Here is a 19987-nt window from a genome sequence, read left to right as displayed (position 1 = left end):
TTCAAGATTTTTCGCCGGATGCCTCTGCATCCAGGTCAAACCAGAATGCCACGCCATTTTCAAAGTTATTTACGCCGTATTTCTGATGAAAAGACTCCATAATGGCCTTCACAATAGACAAGCCAATGCCATTCCCCCCGTACTTACGGGTATGGGCTTTGTCCACTTTATAAAATTTATCCCAGAGTTTCTCCAAATCTTCTTCCGGTATTGGCCTGCCACTGTTAAATACTGTGACCCTCACCGTGCCTCCGTTGGAAATGACCCGGATCTCTATTCTTTTCTCGTTCTGCACATGGTGGATCGCATTGGTCAGGTAATTACGTATGACCTGTTCAGTTTTAAACTCATCTGCCCAAACATAAACGGCTTCATCCGCAATAAAATCGACCGATGCCTCCGCTTGTTGGATCAAGATCTCACAGCTTGCCAGAACTCCTCTTATAAGGCTGACCACATCAAACCGCGCCACATCCAGCTCCTGCGCACCAAATTCTAACTGGTTCAAAATAAGCAGGTTCTTGACCATCTGGTTCATTTTAACTGCCTCATCAATAATCACATCACAGTAAAATTCCCGGCTTTCAGGGTCATCATTAACTCCTTCTTTCAATCCTTCCGCATATCCCTGGATTAAGGCTATAGGAGTTTTTAATTCATGGGACACATTTCCCAGGAACTCACTGCGCATGTTTTCACTTTTTTCCTTCTGCTCAATATCTTCTTTAAGGCGGTTATTTGCACTCTTCAGCTCGGAGATAGTCTGCTCCAGCCTGCCCGACATAATATTGAAATTTTTTCCCAAAATCCCAATTTCATTATTGCCGCCGCTTGTATATTTTACGTCAAAGTCCAAATCAGCCATTCGCTGGGACAATGCCGCCAGTTCCATAATAGGTTCCGTTATACGCCTTGAAAAATACCATACAAGAACCCCTCCAAGCAGAACAGCCAAAACCCCCAGATAAACCAGAAATTTATTGGCAAGGCCGGCGCTTTCCCTGATACTCTCCAGAGGACTTCTCATCACAAATATAGATTGGTCTGAAAAATTTCCCCACATTTCCAGATACTCTGTCTGATTCATAAAATCCTTCGTCTTATAAATCTTATAAGAATCTGTACTTTTCAGCATTTTCCCATTATCCTGGTTTTTGTCAAATATATACGAAAGCAGTTTAAAATATAGGGGATTGTCATCATCCCTCACCGTAGAAAACATGATACTCCCATCAGTCTGTACGACAATGGCCGAAATATTTGCCTTTTCCAGCTGCCGCTCCAGTCTGTTGATCACTGTCTCCTCGCCGATCTGAGATGACTGAATAGCTTTATTTATGGATGTAAATGTACTTGTCAGGTCTGCCTGCTTGTGGATCGCATAATACTGCTCAAGAAACCCCGAATTAACAATAAACATCAGCACAAGTATAAAGACAATCAATCCCACAAAAACAACCATCATCTGACGTCTTATAGAATTCTTCATACATCTGCCTCAAATTTATAACCCATTCCCCAGATAGTTTTTATATACTCACCTTTATCTCCCAGTTTGCTTCTGAGTTTTTTAACATGGGTATCAATTGTCCGGGCGTCCCCAAAATAATCGTAATTCCATACATTATTTAATATCTTTTCCCGGGAAAGGGCGATGCCCTGATTTTCCACAAAATACGTCAGCAGTTCAAACTCTTTGTAGCTTAAGTCAATAGGACTTTCCCCAATTTTCACAATATGTGCTGCCTTGTCGATAATAATGCCGCCTGCATCTATCACATCCCCCGCCTCAGTCCCTCTCGTCCTGCGCAGTATGGCTTCCACTCTGGCCACTAGAATCTTCGGGCTAAAAGGTTTTGATATATATTCATCGACTCCAAGTTCAAACCCCTGCAGCTCATCCCGCTCCTCTGAACGCGCCGTCAACATGATAATGGGTACTTTGGAATGCTCTCTGATCTCCCTGCATACCTGCCATCCATCCATATTGGGCATCATAACATCTAAGATAACAAGTGCAATATCTTTATCCTGATAAAATAAATCCATGGCTTCCATCCCATCTGCAGCTTCCAGGACAACATACCCTTCTCTGGCCAGGAAATCCTTTACCAGTTTACGCATTCTGCCCTCATCGTCTACAACTAAAACTTTTGTCTTATCCATCACTTCCATCTCCTATCTGCTTCCCCGTGCCCTTACAGGCCTGCTAAAAATCTGTCTCTGTAAAATATAAGCATCATACATTTATTTCCACTCTGTTTAATTGTGGTTTTCAGTGTCTATAAGGGCCTTTTAACCTTATTTTTGTATCATATCAGGTAAGTATGTCCTTTGTGTGAATATCCACAAAACTGGCCCGGCTGCCGCCGGGCCATCCTGCTCTAAGCCTTATATGTCCCCTACTCCACACTTTTTAAGGATTCAATCATATTAATTCTTTTCAGCTTAAAGTACATAACTCCATTTACAAATAATGAAAAAGCCACTGTGATAAGAAAACTATATACATAACTGCTCAAATCAATATTTCTTCCAAACATGGCTGAATCTATTTCCACTGTAACAATAATAAACTGATGCAGAATCCTTCCCAAAACCATTCCCACGGCAGCCCCTACAAAAGTCAGGATTATATTCTCACGGTATACATAAGAGGATACCTCGCTATCATAAAAACCTAGCACTTTTAATGTAGCTAATTCACGCTGCCGTTCCGTAATATTGATATTATTCAGATTGTACAACACCACAAATGCAAGCATCCCTGCTGAAATGACAAGAACTACAATAACGATATTCAGGCTCCCCAGCATATCATTGAGCTGCTCTTCCACATCATCTGTATAGCTGATGCTCAGAGCGCCCTTTGTTGTCAGGACTTCTTCACCCACCTGCTGAAGCCCGTCCTCCTGGCCTTCCTTCATCTGATAGTAAACCGCATTATAATCCGGCTCCCGGCCAAACAGTTCCTTATAAAACTGGGGGGACATATAAAGATAGTGCCCCATATAATTCTCGCAGATATCTACAATCTTTACTTGAATATCTCCTTTAATATCATCCTGGACGGTTATACTGTCACCCACTTTAACATCCAGCATTTTCGCCGCCTTTTCTGTCAAAATGGCGCCGCTATTGCCGAGTGTATACTGTTCCTTTGTGATACGGTCCTGAAAGACAATAAAATCTTCAAAGTCCTTTACGGTTTCTGGAACGTTCAGATAAACTTCCCTCTTATTCTTTCCATTTTTTATGTCAATTTGCTGGAGCATATTCTTTGCTGTCCCCAGAACCCGGCTGTCATCTGCCAGCCTGTCATATGTCTCTTGTTTTTGCTCATCTGTGGCGTCCTCATCCAGGATTACATTCCCATCATAGAGCTGAATCTCCTCATATTGAAGAAAACCTATGTCAAAAATAGAATCTTTCAGTCCGAACCCGACCATAAGCAGTGCCATACAGCCGCCAATCCCAAAGACTGTCATAAAAAACCGCTTTTTATACCGGATAAGATTCCTCACTGTTGCTTTCCAGATAAAACTTAGTTTACGCCAAATAAAAGGAAACTTTTCTATTATTACCCTCTTACCTTGTTTTGGTGCGGGGGGCCGCATCAACTCTGCAGCCTGCTCCCTGAGCTCCTTAAAACAGGAAAAAATAGTTGCGGCCATTGTACATGCAAGCGCCGCCAAAGACGCAGCCAATGCATAATATATATTATATGGCACAAGGACGGTATCCATATGCTGATACATGATGCCATATGCTGTAATAATAATATACGGAAGTATTTTCTCCCCAATCAAAACCCCAAAAACACTGCCGCTGACCGTTGCCAAAAAGGCATATCCCAAATATTTTCCCGCAATGGAATGCCGTTCATAACCTAACGCCTTAAAGGTCCCTATAAGTGTCCTCTGCTCTTCCACCATCCTAGTCATAGTAGTCAGGCTGATAAGGGCCGCTACAAGGAAAAATAAGACAGGGAAAACCTCGCCGATAGCTTTCATCCGGTCGGCATTCTCACCATATCCCGTATATTCAGGCAAAGTGCTCCTGTCTTCAACATACCATTTGGCATGTTCTATTTTACTGATATCGTCCTCGGCGTCCTGGATCTTTTTTTCTCCATCTGCTATCTTAGTGTCCGCCTCTGCCTTCGCCTCATCATACTTTGCCTGGGCATCGTTTAGCTCCTGCTCCTTCACAGCAATTTCATTCTGTGCTGCTGTCAGTTCAGCCTCCCCCTGTTCTACCTGGGTCCATCCATCGTTGATCTGCAGCTGCCCCTCAGCCAGCTGATTCTTTGCAGCTTCTACTTGTGCCTGTGCGGCCTCTATCTGGGCCTCCCCTTCCTGAATCCCGGCATACATGGCCTGAAGTGTCATCTTATCCGCCATCTGGCTGGAAACAAGTGCATTATACTGCTCTTTTGTCTTGTTTAGTTCATCAATCTTAGCATTCAAGACTGAAATCTGCTGATTCAGATCCTCATATGCCTGATCTATTTCTGTCTGCTTTTGATTTAACAGGCTTCTGGAGTCTTCCATCTGCGCCAATCCATCTGCCACCTCGGACCGGCCATTATCCAGCTGGGCCCTTCCATCGTCCAGCTGGGCCTTTGCATCATCTAATTCGTCTCCTGCTTCCTTCTTCGCCTTTGCAAGTTCTTCTTTAGCGTCATTTAGCTTCTCTTTTGCCTCGCCTACGACTTCCTGGTACCTGGCTTCCTCACGCTCCTCTTGGATTTTCTCCACCGCATCTATGGCCTTTTCCACCTTATTGTCATATTCGTCAGTAAAAGCTGTAAGGCCAGAGGCCCCTGTGACAGATGCATATATCTCAGTATATACATCCATATCAAAACTCTCTTCAGGCACATACACAAAACCACTCACAGTACCTGTCCCAATCGTACTGCTGCCCCGCCCAAAGGAAATGTAACAAGGACTGCTGGCACTGCCTGTTATTGTATAGGTGTCCACCTTCAACGTATCAAAAATATCGTCTTCTGTCCCCGATATAAAGGTAATCTGGTCACCAACCTCATATCCATTGGAGTCCAAAAAATCCACATCTACAAGGCATTCATTTTTTGCCTTTGGCATCCTCCCTTCTTCCACATCCACCTGGTTCATTGTGGGAAGGAGAGAGGAAATATGTACTACCTCTTTACTGTCATCTACCCTGCACATGGCATCCACAGAATATCCCGGCTCTGCCCTTTCAATACCTTCCACTTGGCCAACGGCCTCCAGGTCATCCTCCGTAAGTCCAAGTGTGCTGATTACTTTGATGTCCATTAAATTTCTCTGGTCAAAATACCGGTCTCCCGAAAGTCTCATATCCGGCTCTGCAGAACGGATACCCGAAAAAAATGCAACACCTATAGCAACTATAAAAAATATGGATAGAAACCGCCCCATGCTTCTGCGGATTTCCATATAAAAGTCTTTTCTCAATGCTTTTCTGCCCATACACATACCTACCATTCAATTTTATCAATTGACATCGGATTCTCATTCTTTTCCATAAAGGATACCTTTCCATTTTTAATACGGATCAGGCGGTCCGCCATAGGTGCGAGCGCAGAATTATGGGTAATTACAATTACTGTCATGCCTCTTTCCCGGCACATATCCTGCAGTATTTTTAAAATAGCCTTTCCTGTGCTATAATCCAAGGCGCCTGTGGGTTCATCACAGAGAAGTAATTTAGGATTTTTGGCCAGGGCCCTGGCAATTGACACCCTCTGCTGTTCCCCGCCGGAAAGCTGGGCCGGGAAATTATCCAGCCTATCCCCAAGTCCCACATCCTCCAGTACCTCTTTTGCATCTAGTGGCTCCCTGCAGATCTGCAGTGCCAGCTCAACATTTTCAAGGGCAGTTAAATTAGGGACCAGATTATAAAACTGAAACACAAAGCCAATATCATCCCTGCGGTAGCCAGTAAGCTGCCTGGCATTATAATCCGTAATATTTGCTCCATCTACGGTAATCTTGCCGCCTGTTGCCGTGTCCATTCCGCCAAGTATATTTAAAACAGTGGTTTTCCCCGCGCCGCTTGGCCCAACTATCACAACAAACTCACCTTTATCTATGGCAAAATCAATCCCATCTACAGCACGTATCTCAACTTCACCCATTTTATAAATCTTTGTAATGCCCTCTAATTTCACGAAATCCTTCATACTAATCTCCATTCCGCTGCCTTTCAAATGACAGCATAAATAGTAATGAAAGCACACTTCCTTTCATACTATATTTTCTCATTGGTTTGCCAGCTTCACAGCTCTTCTGAATAAAATAAGTCCGATGAGGAACATCACCGAAAGGGCACTTACACCGATGTTGACATTTCCCGTAATCTGGCTGAGTATAGATACAAAGGCCGTACCTATAATAGAAGCCCCTTTGCCGCAGATATCATAGATCCCAAAGTATTCCCCTGATTTTTCAGCAGGGATTATTCTGGCAAAATAAGAGCGGGACAATGCCTGGATGGTTCCCTGGAACATCCCAACCAGTACGGCCAGAATCCAAAAGTCCAACTGTGTGTCCAATCCATACGCGTAAAGTGCAATACCCAGGTATGCAGCAATACAGATTGTAATAATCGCCGTAGAGGAAACCCTTTTAGACAGCCTGCTAAAAATAAGGACACAGGGGAATGCTACAATCTGTGTGAGGAGCAGGGCCAGCAAAAGTCCTGTACTATCCAGTCCCAGCGCCTGCCCATAGGCAGTTGCCATATCAATGACTGTATATACCCCGTCTATATAAAAGAAAAAGGCAATCAAGAACATAAAAATATGCTTTTCCTTCATCAGCTCTTTAAGTGTATGCCCTAAACGTATAAAGCTTTTCTTAACCACCTGTCCAGATGTCTCAGCAAAATATTTCTGCCTGTATGATTTTAGAAGCGGCACTGCCGATAACAGCCACCAGGCTGCCGTAATCAGAAAAGCAATTACCATAGAAGTCTGCATATGAATGCCCAGGCTTCCTGCCCCCAGCACAACTCCAAGACTTGCTACAAAGGGGATGCAGCTTCCGATATATCCCCACGCAAATCCCTGTGAAGACACCACGTCCATTCTCTCTGGTTCTGTTACGTCTGTCAGCATGGCATCATAAAAAATCAAGCTGGCTGAATATCCTGTCTTTGCCAAAATAAACACGCCAAGGAACCAAATCCAGGAGGAGAGAAATCCCAGGAGGATACAGCCTGCAACCCCAACCCCCAGAAACACGGAAAAGATTACTTTTTTATAATTCTTTGTATCTGCCACTGCACCAAGTGTAGGACCCAAGATAGCAACTAATAATGTGCATATAGACGTGGCATACCCCCAATAGGCCAAATAATCAACGGATGATATTCCTGCATTATCTGCAAGGTAATTAAAATAAATCGGAAAAATAGTCGCTACCAGCATGGTAAATGCCGAGTTCCCCACATCATAAAGTACCCATTTCTTTTCCAGCTCCGTCATCTTGAATTTCACCACTTAACCTCCCCTATCTTTTACAACCTTTTCTTTATCCCATTCCTCAATAAAAAGACGATCCTCTTAGCCTGTCCAGGCTCATACTACAGGGGCAGCGCCTCCCAATTCTCACCTGCGCCGAAAGTCTCATGGAAGCGTACCGGAAGCTCCCCATCCTGAAACAATACTTTCTGAAATTTTATAATCAAATCTACTGCCAGAGGCACAGCACCCGCATACAGCTTCTTCAGCAAAAGACAATACTTCTGGCACTGTGGGTTCGCCTGCTCACTCATGACCATGCCGTACATAGAGTCGTACGTTCTGCTGACCTTCATGGCCGCTGCTAAAACTTTCCTCTTAGCCTGTCCAGGGGCGAGAAGCAGCCTATGGCAGATAATCATAGAAACCAAACTCTTTTTTATAATCTCAGCAGATACATCCTGGAAAAACGGGGCAATTACCTCCGCATTACCTATCGTTGGGTGGATATGTCTTGTACCCAGATATGTGAGGGGATTGATATGATCCTCTGTCAAAAGGTATCTGTCAAACTCCATCTCAATTTCAGCGTGGCTCAGCTTACTTACCTGAATCATCTTCTCTATATATTTATGGCACTCACTGTCCAGTGCAAAATGACATATAAATCCATAAATATATGCCCTTGCAGCCGCAGAATCCTCATCGGCCTTAATGATTTCGGCGGCACGCCTGAAAAACTCATCCCCTGTCCTGTCATGCATCTCATATCCCTGCTGGTTCACCGGATTTTTTGAAAGTGGGTTATAATAAAATAAAATATCTGGGCCATGGAGGCCAATGTCAAATAACTCTCTGTTATTCTCTATAGCCGCCCCCACTCTTTTCGGAAGCGTAGTGATAACATCTTTCCCAAATCTATAATGTGCGTATGTTGTTGGCATATTGGAACCTCTCTTCTCCTGTTTTCAAAATTCAAATACATAATCTTAATGAAGGCCATATGAACCTTAAATATATATTATCACAAAAATCTGCTAAAGAAACCAGTATATATTAGAAAAATCTGTGTAAAATCTTAAATATATATGAACTTTTCTATATGCCTTGACTTTAAGAAGCCTTTTCTATAAAATATATCATACGGTTTATAGAAGGTGAAAAGTAGCACAGCAATATTTAGCCTTTAGCCGCTGTTTTTATTTTCGGGCTTGTACTGGTTTCGACAGGGGTCTTGAAGATGGAGAAGCTATCCGCAGGCAGATGCGTCAAATCGCAAACTTAAAATTAAACGCTAACGATAATTTCGAATTAGCTGCAGCCTAATTGCTGCATGTCAGCCTCGGGGCACCCGCACTTTGAGAGTCTGGCACCGACTATGCGGGAAACGATACCGGCAAAGCTTTGAGCCGGCAGGCGTAATATGAAGCTACTGAACCTGCAGGGGTGTTAGTTCCCGTGCAGCGGAGGGAATGAATAAGAACTGACTATGATAGTAGAAGTACATGGGATAGGCTTTTGGACGCGGGTTCGATTCCCGCCAGGTCCATTGGAATACATTTCTTAATCCTGGCTGCAGCATACCGCCAGGGGGAGCGTCCAGATGGGCAGGAGCATTGGGTAAACACAATTTAAAATATCCTGATTTGCTGAGAAACAGAGGTTTATCCTCTGTTTTTTATTGGATTCATCAACAGATTTTATTTCCCATCTAAAGTTATACGGGAAGCCAAATATCCGATGCAGACATGTGGGGCATCAAACTAGCAGCGATGCCGGCATCGGAATAGTAGGCCCTTGCGGCAGCCACCAACTGGCCATGTAAGCATGAGCGCATAGCTCGTCGCCCGTGGGAATAAAAGAACCTCCGGGCAATACAAAATAAATATGCAGGATATAAATTATTTATGGACCATTGCAGCAGTAATCAAAACCTAAACCTGATTGTAGAAAGGAAAAGAATAATGAGATATAAAAATATTATTTTTGATTTTGGCAACGTTCTTGCTAAATTTGATGCACAGCAGGTAATTGAAAAATTCTGTCCTGCGCCGGAAGATTTTCCTATTATAAAGGAAGCTGTATTTTATGACTGGGATTCCCTGGATAAAGGTATTATCGATTATGATACTTATATGGACACGGCTGCCTTAAAAGTACCGGAAAGGCTCCGTCCTTCTATATACAGGCTTTCCCGAGATTGGTGCAGACTTTTAACACCTATCTACCGCACATGGGACTTTATCTATGAATTAAAAAAGAGGGGATACTCTATCTATCTCCTCTCTAATGCCTCCTCCTATTTTGCAGAACAATCCGATCACTATAAAATATTGAAAGAATTTGATGGTATTGTATTCTCCGGCCCCCTTAAAATGATGAAGCCTGAATTAGATATATATAAATATTTATTTGCCGCTTACTCCCTGAAGCCTGAAGAATGCTTTTTCCTCGACGATAAAGAAGAGAACATTGCTGCCGGCAGGCAGCTTGGTATGGACGGACTGGTCTTTACAGAAAATATTCAGGAAGTAAAACATGCCCTTGGAATATAAATATACCTTATCGGACGCAGTCCGCCCGCCCCTCTGGGGGCCTGCTTTATGGGATGCCCTTTGGGTATACCTTATCGGACGCAGTCCGCCTGCCAATAAACAGAGGCTTTTAGCCGCAATTTAGATGTACATGCTAATCCTGCATATATTTATGCAGCAGCGTTATAAATGTTTTTAAATCCTCAGCAGGTATCTGCCCTGGCGCCGATGCCTGGCCAACTGTCCCAAATGTCAATGCGGACCCAAAAATCTCCCCGCAGAGTCGGCTGACAATGCCCTGGGAGTCCATAGACATGGTAATTACCGGGATCTTGGCATAGGCCGAATACATCCTCTCTGTAGCCGATAAGAGTGTAAGCACATCCCTCTGATTCTGGGGCATTACCGCAATTTTGGCAATGTCTGCCCCCATATCCTGCATTTTGCACAGTCTTAATACAATTTCATCCTCGGCAGGGGTTTTTTGAAAATCATGGTTAGATGCAATCACCTTTACTCCCTTGTCCTGCACCATTTTCACCAGTGCCTGTACTGTCTTTTTCCCTTTCCCTTCTGGCATAAATGCCTCTATATCCAGCAGATCCACACAGCCAGTTTCTGCGGCCATTTCATTCACTACCTGGTACTCCTCCTGGCTGATATCCTTTTCTCCGCCCTCTCCCATAGTGCGGAAGGTAAAAAGAAGAGGCCGTTCACCTAAGATATATCGTATCTTCTGTATTATTCTTTTAGCTTTTTTTAAGTCCAAAATATCCTCATACCAGTCTGCCCGCCACTCGGCAATATCTGCATGGCTTAGGCTCACAGCCTGCGCCGCCCTCAATATTTCTGATTCATTAGCGGCCGCTATTGGCGCACAGATTTTCGGCAGTCCCCCGCCTATTTCAATTTTTCTAACCCTCACTGGCCCCATACTAATACTCCTATCCCAGATTTCTTACCTTAAAGTCTCTCTGCGCTTCACGCTTCTGATCCTTTTTGGCTATATCATCCCGCTTATCATATAGCTTCTTCCCTTTTGCAAGCCCTATTTCTACTTTTACAAGACTTCCGCTGAAGTAAATCTTCAGGGGGACGACCGTATTTCCTTTCTCCTTCATTTTCCCAAAAATCTTATTAATTTCATTCTTATGCAAAAGCAGCTTCCGTACCCGGAGGGGGTCCTTATTAAAAATATTTCCTTTCTCATAGGGACTGATATGCATTCCATAAATAAACATCTCACTGTTCTCAATCCTGATAAACGCCTCTTTGATGCTGCACTTTCCCATACGCAGTGATTTCACCTCTGTACCGTGAAGTACAATTCCGGCCTCATATTTCTCTAAAATAAAATAATCATGATATGCTTTCTTATTGTTGGCAATCAGCTTGCCCTCTGTTTTAGCCATAGCATTTTCCTCTTTCCTAAATGTTCTATCCCCTTAAAAGTGACCGCCATATTTAGCCCGCATGTATATGATAGATTTTTTAATTTCCACCCACATTTATCAGTCATCATACTCCCGTACATCTTCGCAAAACGCAAAATCAATTGTTCTTTGGAGCCGGTCAGCTCCTATTACACGGATACAGACTTTCTGGCCAAGTTTATATACATTTCTTGTGCGTTCACCGATTAATTCATATTGCTCCTCCCAATATTCATAATGGTCATCCTGCATATTCGCCACATGGACTAAGCCTTCAATTGTATTAGGGAGTTCAACGTACGCACCCCATTTGGTAATTCCTGAGATGACTCCCTCGTATTCATCCCCTATATGCCCCTGCATATATTCTACCTTCTTCAGTTTTATAGTCTCCCTTTCCGCTTCCTCTGCACAGCGCTCCCTGTCGCTGGACTTAAGGGCCGTCTCGGGAAGAATTTTTTCATAATGGCTGATTCTTTCGGCATTCATCCTTCCTCTGATATTATCCTTGATAATACGGTGGATCTGTAAATCTGGATATCTTCTTATAGGAGATGTAAAATGAGTATAATACTTGGCAGCCAGGCCAAAGTGTCCTGTGTTTTCCGGTGTATATCTTGCCCGTTTCATTGAACGGAGGGCAAGGCGGCTGATTAGCGGCTCTTCTGGTGTGCCTTCCACCTTCCCTAACAACTTCTGTACCTCCTTTGGCCTCACTTCATTATTTCCTACATGTATATGATAACCGAAATTATTGATGAATGTACTTAATTTTTTTATTTTTTCCTCATCCGGCTGTTCATGGGTACGGTAGAGGAAAGGAAGCTCACGCCAGTAATATTCCTCAGCCACAGTTTCATTTGCCAGCAACATAAAATCCTCGATAATTTTAGTAGCCGTATTCCTCTCATATGACATAACATCAACAGGATGCCCTTTTTTATCCAGGATTATTTTTGTCTCTGGAAAATCAAAATCTATAGATCCCCTTCTCCGCCTATTCTCACGCAGTATGCCAGATAACTCAGACATCTGCTCAAGCATTGGAATAAACTCCTGGCAGCGCCTCCTCTCCTCCGGATCTTCTTTATCGAGAATCAAGGACACATTTGTATAGCTCATTCTCTCATCTACACGGATCACTGTCTCAGCAATTTCATGGTCAATGACCTCGCCTTTGCTGTTTATTGTCATAATGCAGCTCAAAGCCAGCCTGTCCTCACCAGCATTTAAAGAACATATTCCATTCGAAAGGCTATGGGGAAGCATTGGGATTACACGGTCTGCCAAATATACACTGGTGCCTCTTTTCAATGCCTCTCTGTCAAGCGCACTTCGCTCCTGCACATAATTTGCCACATCTGCGATATGGACGCCCAGGCAGTAGCTTCCGTTCTTTTTTGTCAAGGACACTGCATCGTCTAAATCTTTTGCATCCTCACCGTCAATAGTTACCATCTGCCATTTCCGTAGATCCAGCCTGCCTTCCATATCAGCCTGGGTAACCTCCTTGCCCACCCGCTCTGCCTGGTTCATAACTTTATCAGGAAATTCTACCGGAAGGTCATAGCCTTTCACAATAGACATAATATCTGTGCCGGGATCATTGACATGCCCTATAATTTCAACTATTTTCCCTTCAGGCTTTGAGTCCTGGTTTCCATAGGATGTCAGTTCCACAACCACTTTATGCCCTGTTATGGCGCCTTTTTCCTTTCCTGAGGGAATATAAATATCATTGAGCACACGCTGATTGTCAGGACGCACAAAACCAAAATTTTTACTCTTCTCATACAATCCCACTACTTTTGTTGTGCCATGTGATAAAATCCGTACGATCTTTCCCTCCTTATGCCTGCCCTCTGTGGATTTTATGACAATAAATTCCACCTTATCCCCCTGGAACGCACCATTTATATTCTCGTCAGAAATAAATACGTCTTCCGCGTCCTCCTGAATAACAAACCCAAAACCTCTGGCATTCGCCTGAAAAGTTCCTGTCAGCCTGTCAGCCTGCCCCTTAGCGTACTTGCCCTTTTTTGATACATAAATTTTGCCGTCTTCTACCAGGGAGTCCAGTACTGCCTTCAGCTCCCCTCTCTGATCCCTCGGTATCTGAAGAATAATGGCAATCTCCTTTATCTTCATTGGTACATATAAATCGTCACACATAAAATCATAGATGACCTTTTTTCTTCTCTCAAATGACTGCTCCATCTCCCCACCTGCTTTCCATACAGAACTTCTTTACAATATCATAAAAAAATCCATATATCAAAAATTTTTCACTATATGAAAAAAACACTCTATAAATGTATAGAGTGTTCAATCATCTTATCCTCTTAGTTAAATACACCCAGATTCAAAACCAGTGCCAAAACCAAAAATAAAATAGCCAGAAACTTCGTGGACTTCACAAGAGCCCCTTCCATAGAACGTCCCTTGTTCTGCCCCCAGTAACTGTCAGCCGCCCCACTAATCGTCCCCAACCCTGCTGACTTTCCTTCCTGAAGAAGAATAATCGCAGACAATGCAATACAATCTATAACAAATATAATCGTCAAAACAATTTTCAAAATATCCATCAATCTACACCTCCTGCGTATAAACCACAGTTATCTTAACACAGTTGCGGACATTTTGCAATAACTTTCTAAATATATAGAACTTAGGTACAGGTCTGATTTTAATTAGGGACGTAGCCTAATTAAAAAGGTTACGTCCTCAACTGCTCTTCTATCCGCAGCAACTGATTATATTTTGCCACTCTCTCAGTCCGGCAGGGTGCACCGGTTTTAATCTGCCCGGTATTAAATGCCACTGCGATGTCTGCAATTGTAGTATCTTCTGTTTCTCCCGACCTATGTGAGATAACAGCCTGGTATCCTGCCTTCTGTGCCATTTCTATTGCTTCTATTGCCTCTGTAAGTGTCCCGATTTGGTTTACTTTTACGAGTATGGCATTGGCCACATTATGCTCAATCCCTTTTTGGAGCCTGTCTACATTTGTTACAAATAAATCGTCCCCTACGAGCTGGATATCGCTTCCAAGCCGGGTTGTGATCAGTTCCCAGCCATCCCAGTCCTCTTCATCCAGAGGATCTTCTATAGAGCGGATGGGGAATTCCAGTGTCAGGTCTTCATAATATTCTATTAGCTCTTCTGCCGAGCGGGTGATTTTTTGTCCCTGCATTTTGCTTTCACCTGGGAATACATATTTTTTAGTATCCTTATTGTAGAGCTCAGATGCGGCAATATCCAATGCTATCGCAATATCCTTTCCCATCTTATATCCTGCTTTTTCTACCGCCTGTTTTAAAAACCGGAGAGCTTCCTTGGCATCCGGCAGGTCTGGCGCAAATCCGCCTTCGTCTCCCACCGCTGTATTTAATCCATTCTCTTTTAGCAGCTTTTTTAATGACTGATATATTTCAGCACATATTCGCAGTCCTTCTTTAAAGTTTTCCGCCCCTACCGGCATAATCATAAACTCCTGAATGTCCAGTGTATTATCGGCGTGTGCTCCGCCATTCATAATATTCATCATCGGCACAGGAAGTTTCCGGGCATTCACCCCTCCCAGATATCTGTACAGCGGAACCTTCAGCGCGTTTGCAGCTGCCTTTGCGGCTGCCATGGACACACCAAGCAATGCATTTGCCCCAAGATTTTTTTTATTTTTACTGCCATCAGTCTTAATCAATATATGGTCCAGCGCGGCCTGGTCAAACACATTTAATCCAATCACCGCCCGGGCCAGCTGATCATTGACATGCTCGACAGCACGCTCTACCCCTTTTCCTCCATATCTTTCCTCTCCATCGCGAAGTTCTACTGCCTCATACATCCCTGTGGACGCCCCGGAAGGTACCGCTGCACGTCCTACAGTATCTTCTCCTACAAGAACCTCCACCTCAATGGTCGGATTTCCCCTGGAATCTATTATTTCTCTTGCGTATACATCTCGTATCGGTAAATATTCATACATGGAATCACTCCTCCTTACGAAGCATATTATGTACCAATTAGAATATTATGATACACATTTGTATTTGGAATCCATACTATTTCCCCTACTCTTCCTCTTTTACTCTTATTTTTGCCGTTTTAGTTTTTGGCCTCTATACATTGACTTTTACGATTCCCAGCGTTACAATGCGGATAGAATTGAGAAAACATCAATTTTAGCATGTGTTAAAGAGGGGAAAATATAAATATGAAAAGTAAATTCAAACATTTTTTATTATTGACTGGCAGCACTCTTATTATGGCTGTGGGAACATACTATTTTAAATTTGCAAATAATTTTACCTTCGGAGGCATAACAGGCCTTGCAGTCCTTGTGGCTAAGACAGGCCTCATGTCCGCCAGTGACTTTACATTTATCATGAATATGATACTTCTGCTCATTGGCTTTCTTATATTAGGCCGTAAATTCACCGCCAAAACTGCATACTGCAGTATTTTACTTTCTATCACCCTGTCTGTCCTGGAGCGTATATATCCAATGTCCCATCCCCTCACAGATCAGCCCATGCTTGAACTTTGTTTCGCCATTGCCCTCCCCTCTCTTGGATCTGCGGTGCTGTTCAATATTGGTTCCTCCAGCGGAGGCACAGATATCATAGCCATGATCTTAAAAAAATATTCCAGCTTTGACATAGGACGCGCACTACTCCTCACAGACATCCTGATCACAATAGCGGGCTGCTTTGTTTTCGATATTAAAACCGGGCTCTACTCTTTCCTGGGACTGGCAATCCGCTCCTTTATGATTGACACCTTTATAGAAAGCTTTAATCTTTCAAAATATTTTAATGTAGTATGTGACACACCAGAACCAATCTGCGACTTTATTGTAAATACCTTGCACCGCAGCGCCACAGTCTGTTCCGCCCAAGGCGCCTTTTCTGGAAACGATAAATACATTGTATTTACAGCCCTAAATCGTCCCCAGGCCATCAAACTGCGTAATTTTATCAAGGAAAACGAACCGGAAGCATTTATTTTGATATCCAATACAAGTGAAATTATTGGAAAGGGGTTCCATTCCATATAAAACATTTATTAGATAGGAGACTTTATGAAACATCTTGTAATTGCTGAAAAACCATCTGTTGCACGTGATATTGCACGTGTCCTGCACTGTACAAACAGAAATACATCTTATATAGAAGGAACTAACTATATTGTTACATGGGCGTTAGGCCACCTAGTCACATTAGCTGACCCTGAACAATATGGAGAGCAATATAAATCATGGGATATAAATTCTCTCCCCATACTTCCAAAGGAATGGAAACTTAATATCATAAAGCAGACCAGCAAGCAATTCCATGCCATAAAAGGCCTAATTTATAGAAAGGATGTCTCAGATATTATCATCGCCACCGATGCAGGCCGGGAAGGGGAACTTGTAGCACGCTGGATTCTGGATAAAGCATCCAACCAAAAGCCACTTAAACGCCTCTGGATATCTTCTGTCACAGACAAAGCCATCAAGGACGGTTTTGCCTCTCTTAAATCCGGGGAAGATTACAAAAATTTATACCATGCCGCCGTTGCCAGAGCTCAGTCTGATTGGCTTGTAGGGATAAATGCAACCCGCGCCCTTACTTGTAAATATAATGCACAGCTTTCCTGCGGCCGCGTCCAGACACCGACTCTTTCTATGATTGCCGCCCGGGAAGAGGAAATACACAATTTTAAACCCAAGACCTACTATGGTCTGAAAGCATTAGCTGGAGGAATTACATTTACATGGGTTGATGAAAAATCAGGTTCATCCAGAACATTTGACCTGGAAAAAATCCAAAGCCGGATGGCACACTGTAGAGGTCCTCTGGATATTGTGGAACTGCGCAAAAAGACCAAAAAAACCACCGCCCCTTCTCTCTATGACCTGACGGCCTTACAGAGAGAAGCGAATCAAAAATTTGGTTTTTCTGCAAAGGAGACACTGAATATCATGCAGCGCCTGTATGAAAACCACAAGGTTTTAACCTATCCCCGCACAGACTCCCGTTTTATTACGACAGATATTGTACCAACCTTGAAGGAAAGGCTCAACGCCTGTGCAATAGGCCCCTACAGCAAGCTGGCCGGCCGCCTCAGCAGGCATCCAGTTAAAGCCAGCAAATCCTTTGTAAATAACTCGAAGGTCACTGACCACCATGCTATAATTCCTACAGAACAGTTTGTCCAGCTTAACAATATGACCTCTGATGAACGTAAAATATATGATATGGTAGTACGAAGATTTATCGCCGTTCTCCTGCCGCCTTGTGAATATGAGGAGACATTTATTAAAGGCCAGATTGGAAGTGAAATATTTTCTGCCGGCGGTAATATTATGAAACTGTCTGGATGGCGGGAAATTTATGATTCTGAATACGGGGAGACAGATGAAGAGCATGGAGATATGGATATAGCTTTTATGAAACAGGCTCTTCCAACTGTAAAAAAGGGTGATAGACTCACAGTTAGCAACTTGTCCCTTACCGAAGGTAAAACAAAACCTCCCGCCTATTTTACAGAAGGCACTCTCATCGCTGCAATGGAAAACCCTATAAAATATATGTCCCAAAGAGATAAGACCTTAGAAAAGACATTGGGGGAAACAGGTGGTTTGGGAACAGTGGCCACCCGGGCAGATATTATAGAGAAATTATTTAATAGTTTTCTTATGGAAAAACATGGGAGCCAGATTTATATTACCGCTAAAGGAAAACAGCTGCTTAAACTAGTCCCCCAGGAGCTGAAAAGTCCCGAACTGACTGCTGATTGGGAGCTCCGCCTGAAGGGCATTTCCCGCGGCCAGGAATCCAGCCAGCGCTTTCTCAAAGAAATAGAAAATTATACTAAATCTTTGATTCAGGAGATCCAGGCTGCTGACGGAAAATTCCGGCATGATAATCTAACACGCACAAAATGTCCAGAATGTGGGAAATATATGCTGGAGGTCAACGGCAAACATGGGAAGCTGCTTGTGTGCCAGGACAGAGAGTGCGGGCATAGGGAGATGGTCTCCCGCCATACCAACGCCCGCTGCCCCATATGCCACAAGAAAATGGAACTGGTAGGCAAAGGGGATGGACAACGCTTCGTCTGCACCTGCGGCCATAAGGAAAAGCTCAGCTCTTTCCAGGAGCGGCGCAGCAAGGAGGGCCGGGGCGCCAGCAAAAAGGATGTCAGTAACTATATGAAAAAACTGGCTAAGGAAGCAAAGGAGCCTGTCAACAACACATTTGCCGACGCATTCTCTAAATTAGATATCAAGCTTTAGCTTTTATATATATTACCCACAATTTACAGACAGCTCTTCAGGTCAAATACCCTGATGCAAGTATATGGGGCATGGAACTGGCAGCGATGCAGGCATGGAGATATTCCCCCTCCCTCGCGGCAGACGCCAGACGGACATATAAACATGTCCCCTTGTCCCGTTGCCGCGGGAATAAACAAAGCAGCAGACTGACAGATGTACAATGCGCTAAGGCCGGGTTCTCTGCCCAGGGTTACTTTCACGCCTTTACTGTACAATAATTGATTTGTGCTCAAATCACCTGTCACTCTGCTGCTTTACAATTTCAAATTGCTGATAAATTTTATTTATCTCCAAAGATATCTAGCATCAACAAACCTTCCCGTCACTCATGCCCTTACCATGGCTGTATAGAACCCCATTTATGATTTAATGGAAAAAATGATCTCCGATCTGAATTCCATAGTCTCCATTCCCAAAATATAGACAATCACCAATTGGGTTTACTCCGGCCAAAGCATCAGCTGCCGCCTGCATTGCGGTATCTGTATAACCGCCGCTTGCCAACACACTATCCAGCCACCCCGACATCGCAGGGCCAAACTGGCCTGACTGGTAGATTACTTCCGCTATACTGTTGGGATATACTCCACTGCGCACACGGTTCATAATCACTGCGCCTACAGCAACCTGGCCTTCGTAAGGCTGATTTCCTGCCTCACAAAAAATAATGGCTGCCAGCAGCTCCTGCTCTCCAGCTCCAGCCTGCATCGCCGGGGACGTCGTAGTTTCCTGCACTTGTGCTTCTTCTGCTGCAGCTGCTTCAGCCTCAGCAATCCTCTGTGCCTCCTCCTCCGCCCTTTGGGCCTCTTCGGCAGCTATTCTTGCCTCTTCTTCCTGTCTCTTCTTTTCCTCCTCAATTTTTTTCTGTTGTTCATCATAGGCTGCTTTTGCTTTCTCAGCCGCCTGTTTTATCTCTTTTTGCTCTGAAACTGGTATAATGGTCATTGTTTCAATCAGCATCGTACTTTTATCATTTTTATCTGTAGTAGTAATTGTTACAGCCTGTGGCCTTTCAGATGCAGCCTGTGTAGTGAATCCTGCTGTAAAGACTGTACACACTGCCACTGATGACAAGACCGTTATGAACTTTTTACCTTGTAACATTTACCTCTACCTCCTGATTTATTGCGGTACATTCACGTAATCGTAATATAAATGTAATAAATTATATCCTCTTCTTTTCAAATATATTACAGATATTACGTTTTTGTTACAAGGT

At 43.4% G+C, this 19987-nt stretch carries 15 protein-coding genes and 1 other RNA gene; 4 read left to right on the top strand and 12 right to left on the bottom strand.

Translation table 11 applies throughout. From position 1 onward, the window contains the following. Position 1: 1 nt before the first annotated feature. The 6 genes from EFA47_RS02265 to EFA47_RS02240 all read right to left on the bottom strand — a co-directional run bounded on the left by EFA47_RS02265 (position 2) and on the right by EFA47_RS02240 (position 8418). The gene (locus EFA47_RS02265; protein WP_122641819.1) at positions 2-1489 is read right to left on the bottom strand and encodes a sensor histidine kinase; all 1488 of its coding nucleotides are present in this window, start codon (positions 1487-1489) and stop codon (positions 2-4) included. Further along, positions 1486-2166 carry a response regulator transcription factor gene (locus EFA47_RS02260; RefSeq protein ID WP_122641818.1) on the bottom strand — a complete coding sequence of 227 codons (681 nt, stop codon included), beginning with the start codon at positions 2164-2166 and terminating at the stop codon, positions 1486-1488. The genes EFA47_RS02265 and EFA47_RS02260 overlap by 4 nt, the downstream gene beginning before the upstream one ends. Before the next feature lie 236 nt (positions 2167-2402). Beyond that, positions 2403-5480, bottom strand: a complete 3078-nt coding sequence (locus EFA47_RS02255; protein ID WP_122644371.1) for an FtsX-like permease family protein — start codon at positions 5478-5480, stop codon at positions 2403-2405. 8 nt (positions 5481-5488) lie between these two features. Then, positions 5489-6193 carry an ABC transporter ATP-binding protein gene (locus EFA47_RS02250; protein WP_122641817.1) on the bottom strand — a complete coding sequence of 235 codons (705 nt, stop codon included), beginning with the start codon at positions 6191-6193 and terminating at the stop codon, positions 5489-5491. Between the two features lie 78 nt (positions 6194-6271). Continuing rightward, positions 6272-7510 (bottom strand): MFS transporter, encoded by a 1239-nt coding sequence (locus EFA47_RS02245; protein WP_122641816.1) that lies wholly within the window; start codon positions 7508-7510, stop codon positions 6272-6274. An 86-nt stretch (positions 7511-7596) separates the two neighbouring features. Further along, complete coding sequence (locus tag EFA47_RS02240) at positions 7597-8418, bottom strand: zinc dependent phospholipase C family protein (RefSeq protein WP_122641815.1); 822 nt, start codon at positions 8416-8418, stop codon at positions 7597-7599. A gap of 263 nt (positions 8419-8681) precedes the next feature. Between EFA47_RS02240 and ssrA the strand changes: the two genes are divergently transcribed. Together ssrA and EFA47_RS02230 are read left to right on the top strand one after the other, a co-directional pair. Then, positions 8682-9026, top strand: a transfer-messenger RNA (tmRNA) gene (ssrA, locus tag EFA47_RS02235). A 412-nt stretch (positions 9027-9438) separates the two neighbouring features. After that, complete coding sequence (locus EFA47_RS02230; RefSeq protein ID WP_122641814.1) at positions 9439-10029, top strand: HAD family hydrolase; 591 nt, start codon at positions 9439-9441, stop codon at positions 10027-10029. A 133-nt stretch (positions 10030-10162) separates the two neighbouring features. Here the strand turns inward: EFA47_RS02230 and aroD are convergent, their stop codons facing one another. The 5 genes from aroD to eno form a co-directional block, all read right to left on the bottom strand. Next, positions 10163-10942 carry a type I 3-dehydroquinate dehydratase gene (aroD, locus tag EFA47_RS02225; protein WP_122641813.1) on the bottom strand — a complete coding sequence of 260 codons (780 nt, stop codon included), beginning with the start codon at positions 10940-10942 and terminating at the stop codon, positions 10163-10165. Positions 10943-10952: 10 nt separating this feature from the next. Further along, positions 10953-11420, bottom strand: coding sequence for an SsrA-binding protein SmpB (smpB, locus tag EFA47_RS02220; RefSeq protein WP_122641812.1), 468 nt, complete (start codon positions 11418-11420; stop codon positions 10953-10955). A gap of 99 nt (positions 11421-11519) precedes the next feature. Further along, positions 11520-13658, bottom strand: a complete 2139-nt coding sequence (gene rnr, locus EFA47_RS02215) for a ribonuclease R (RefSeq protein ID WP_122641811.1) — start codon at positions 13656-13658, stop codon at positions 11520-11522. A gap of 125 nt (positions 13659-13783) precedes the next feature. Further along, the gene (secG, locus tag EFA47_RS02210) at positions 13784-14026 is read right to left on the bottom strand and encodes a preprotein translocase subunit SecG (RefSeq protein ID WP_122641810.1); all 243 of its coding nucleotides are present in this window, start codon (positions 14024-14026) and stop codon (positions 13784-13786) included. Between the two features lie 131 nt (positions 14027-14157). Then, a complete protein-coding gene (gene eno / locus EFA47_RS02205; RefSeq protein WP_122641809.1) occupies positions 14158-15429 on the bottom strand; it encodes a phosphopyruvate hydratase in 1272 nt (423 codons plus the stop codon). A 228-nt stretch (positions 15430-15657) separates the two neighbouring features. On the opposite strand from eno, the gene EFA47_RS02200 reads away from it, so the two are divergent. After that, entirely contained in the window at positions 15658-16500 is an 843-nt protein-coding gene (locus EFA47_RS02200; protein WP_122641808.1) for a YitT family protein, read from the top strand. 24 nt (positions 16501-16524) lie between these two features. Next, positions 16525-18726, top strand: coding sequence for a DNA topoisomerase III (locus EFA47_RS02195; protein WP_122641807.1), 2202 nt, complete (start codon positions 16525-16527; stop codon positions 18724-18726). 408 nt (positions 18727-19134) lie between these two features. On the opposite strand, the gene EFA47_RS02190 is transcribed toward EFA47_RS02195, so the two are convergent. Then, positions 19135-19872: a cell wall hydrolase gene (locus EFA47_RS02190; RefSeq protein ID WP_122641806.1), complete on the bottom strand. Its 738-nt coding sequence runs from the start codon at positions 19870-19872 to the stop codon at positions 19135-19137. Positions 19873-19987: the final 115 nt, after the last annotated feature.

The organism is Luxibacter massiliensis, from assembly GCF_900604355.1.
GTDB classification, from domain to species: Bacteria; Bacillota; Clostridia; order Lachnospirales; family Lachnospiraceae; genus Luxibacter; species Luxibacter massiliensis.
Note: the sequence above shows the minus strand (reverse complement) of the source record. Positions and strands in the feature narration are given on the sequence as shown.

What these genes read in the sequence shown, in the direction of transcription:
- EFA47_RS02255 (WP_122644371.1), bottom strand. Translation starts at nt 5,480, where the DNA reads ATGGGCAGAAAAGCATTGAGAAAAGACTTTTATATGGAAATCCGCAGA.
- EFA47_RS02230 (WP_122641814.1), top strand. Translation starts at nt 9,439, where the DNA reads ATGAGATATAAAAATATTATTTTTGATTTTGGCAACGTTCTTGCTAAA.
- smpB (WP_122641812.1), bottom strand. Translation starts at nt 11,420, where the DNA reads ATGGCTAAAACAGAGGGCAAGCTGATTGCCAACAATAAGAAAGCATAT.
- EFA47_RS02195 (WP_122641807.1), top strand. Translation starts at nt 16,525, where the DNA reads ATGAAACATCTTGTAATTGCTGAAAAACCATCTGTTGCACGTGATATT.
- EFA47_RS02240 (WP_122641815.1), bottom strand. Translation starts at nt 8,418, where the DNA reads ATGCCAACAACATACGCACATTATAGATTTGGGAAAGATGTTATCACT.
- EFA47_RS02190 (WP_122641806.1), bottom strand. Translation starts at nt 19,872, where the DNA reads ATGTTACAAGGTAAAAAGTTCATAACGGTCTTGTCATCAGTGGCAGTG.
- rnr (WP_122641811.1), bottom strand. Translation starts at nt 13,658, where the DNA reads ATGGAGCAGTCATTTGAGAGAAGAAAAAAGGTCATCTATGATTTTATG.
- EFA47_RS02260 (WP_122641818.1), bottom strand. Translation starts at nt 2,166, where the DNA reads ATGGATAAGACAAAAGTTTTAGTTGTAGACGATGAGGGCAGAATGCGT.
- eno (WP_122641809.1), bottom strand. Translation starts at nt 15,429, where the DNA reads ATGTATGAATATTTACCGATACGAGATGTATACGCAAGAGAAATAATA.
- secG (WP_122641810.1), bottom strand. Translation starts at nt 14,026, where the DNA reads ATGGATATTTTGAAAATTGTTTTGACGATTATATTTGTTATAGATTGT.
- aroD (WP_122641813.1), bottom strand. Translation starts at nt 10,942, where the DNA reads ATGGGGCCAGTGAGGGTTAGAAAAATTGAAATAGGCGGGGGACTGCCG.
- EFA47_RS02250 (WP_122641817.1), bottom strand. Translation starts at nt 6,193, where the DNA reads ATGAAGGATTTCGTGAAATTAGAGGGCATTACAAAGATTTATAAAATG.
- EFA47_RS02265 (WP_122641819.1), bottom strand. Translation starts at nt 1,489, where the DNA reads ATGAAGAATTCTATAAGACGTCAGATGATGGTTGTTTTTGTGGGATTG.
- EFA47_RS02200 (WP_122641808.1), top strand. Translation starts at nt 15,658, where the DNA reads ATGAAAAGTAAATTCAAACATTTTTTATTATTGACTGGCAGCACTCTT.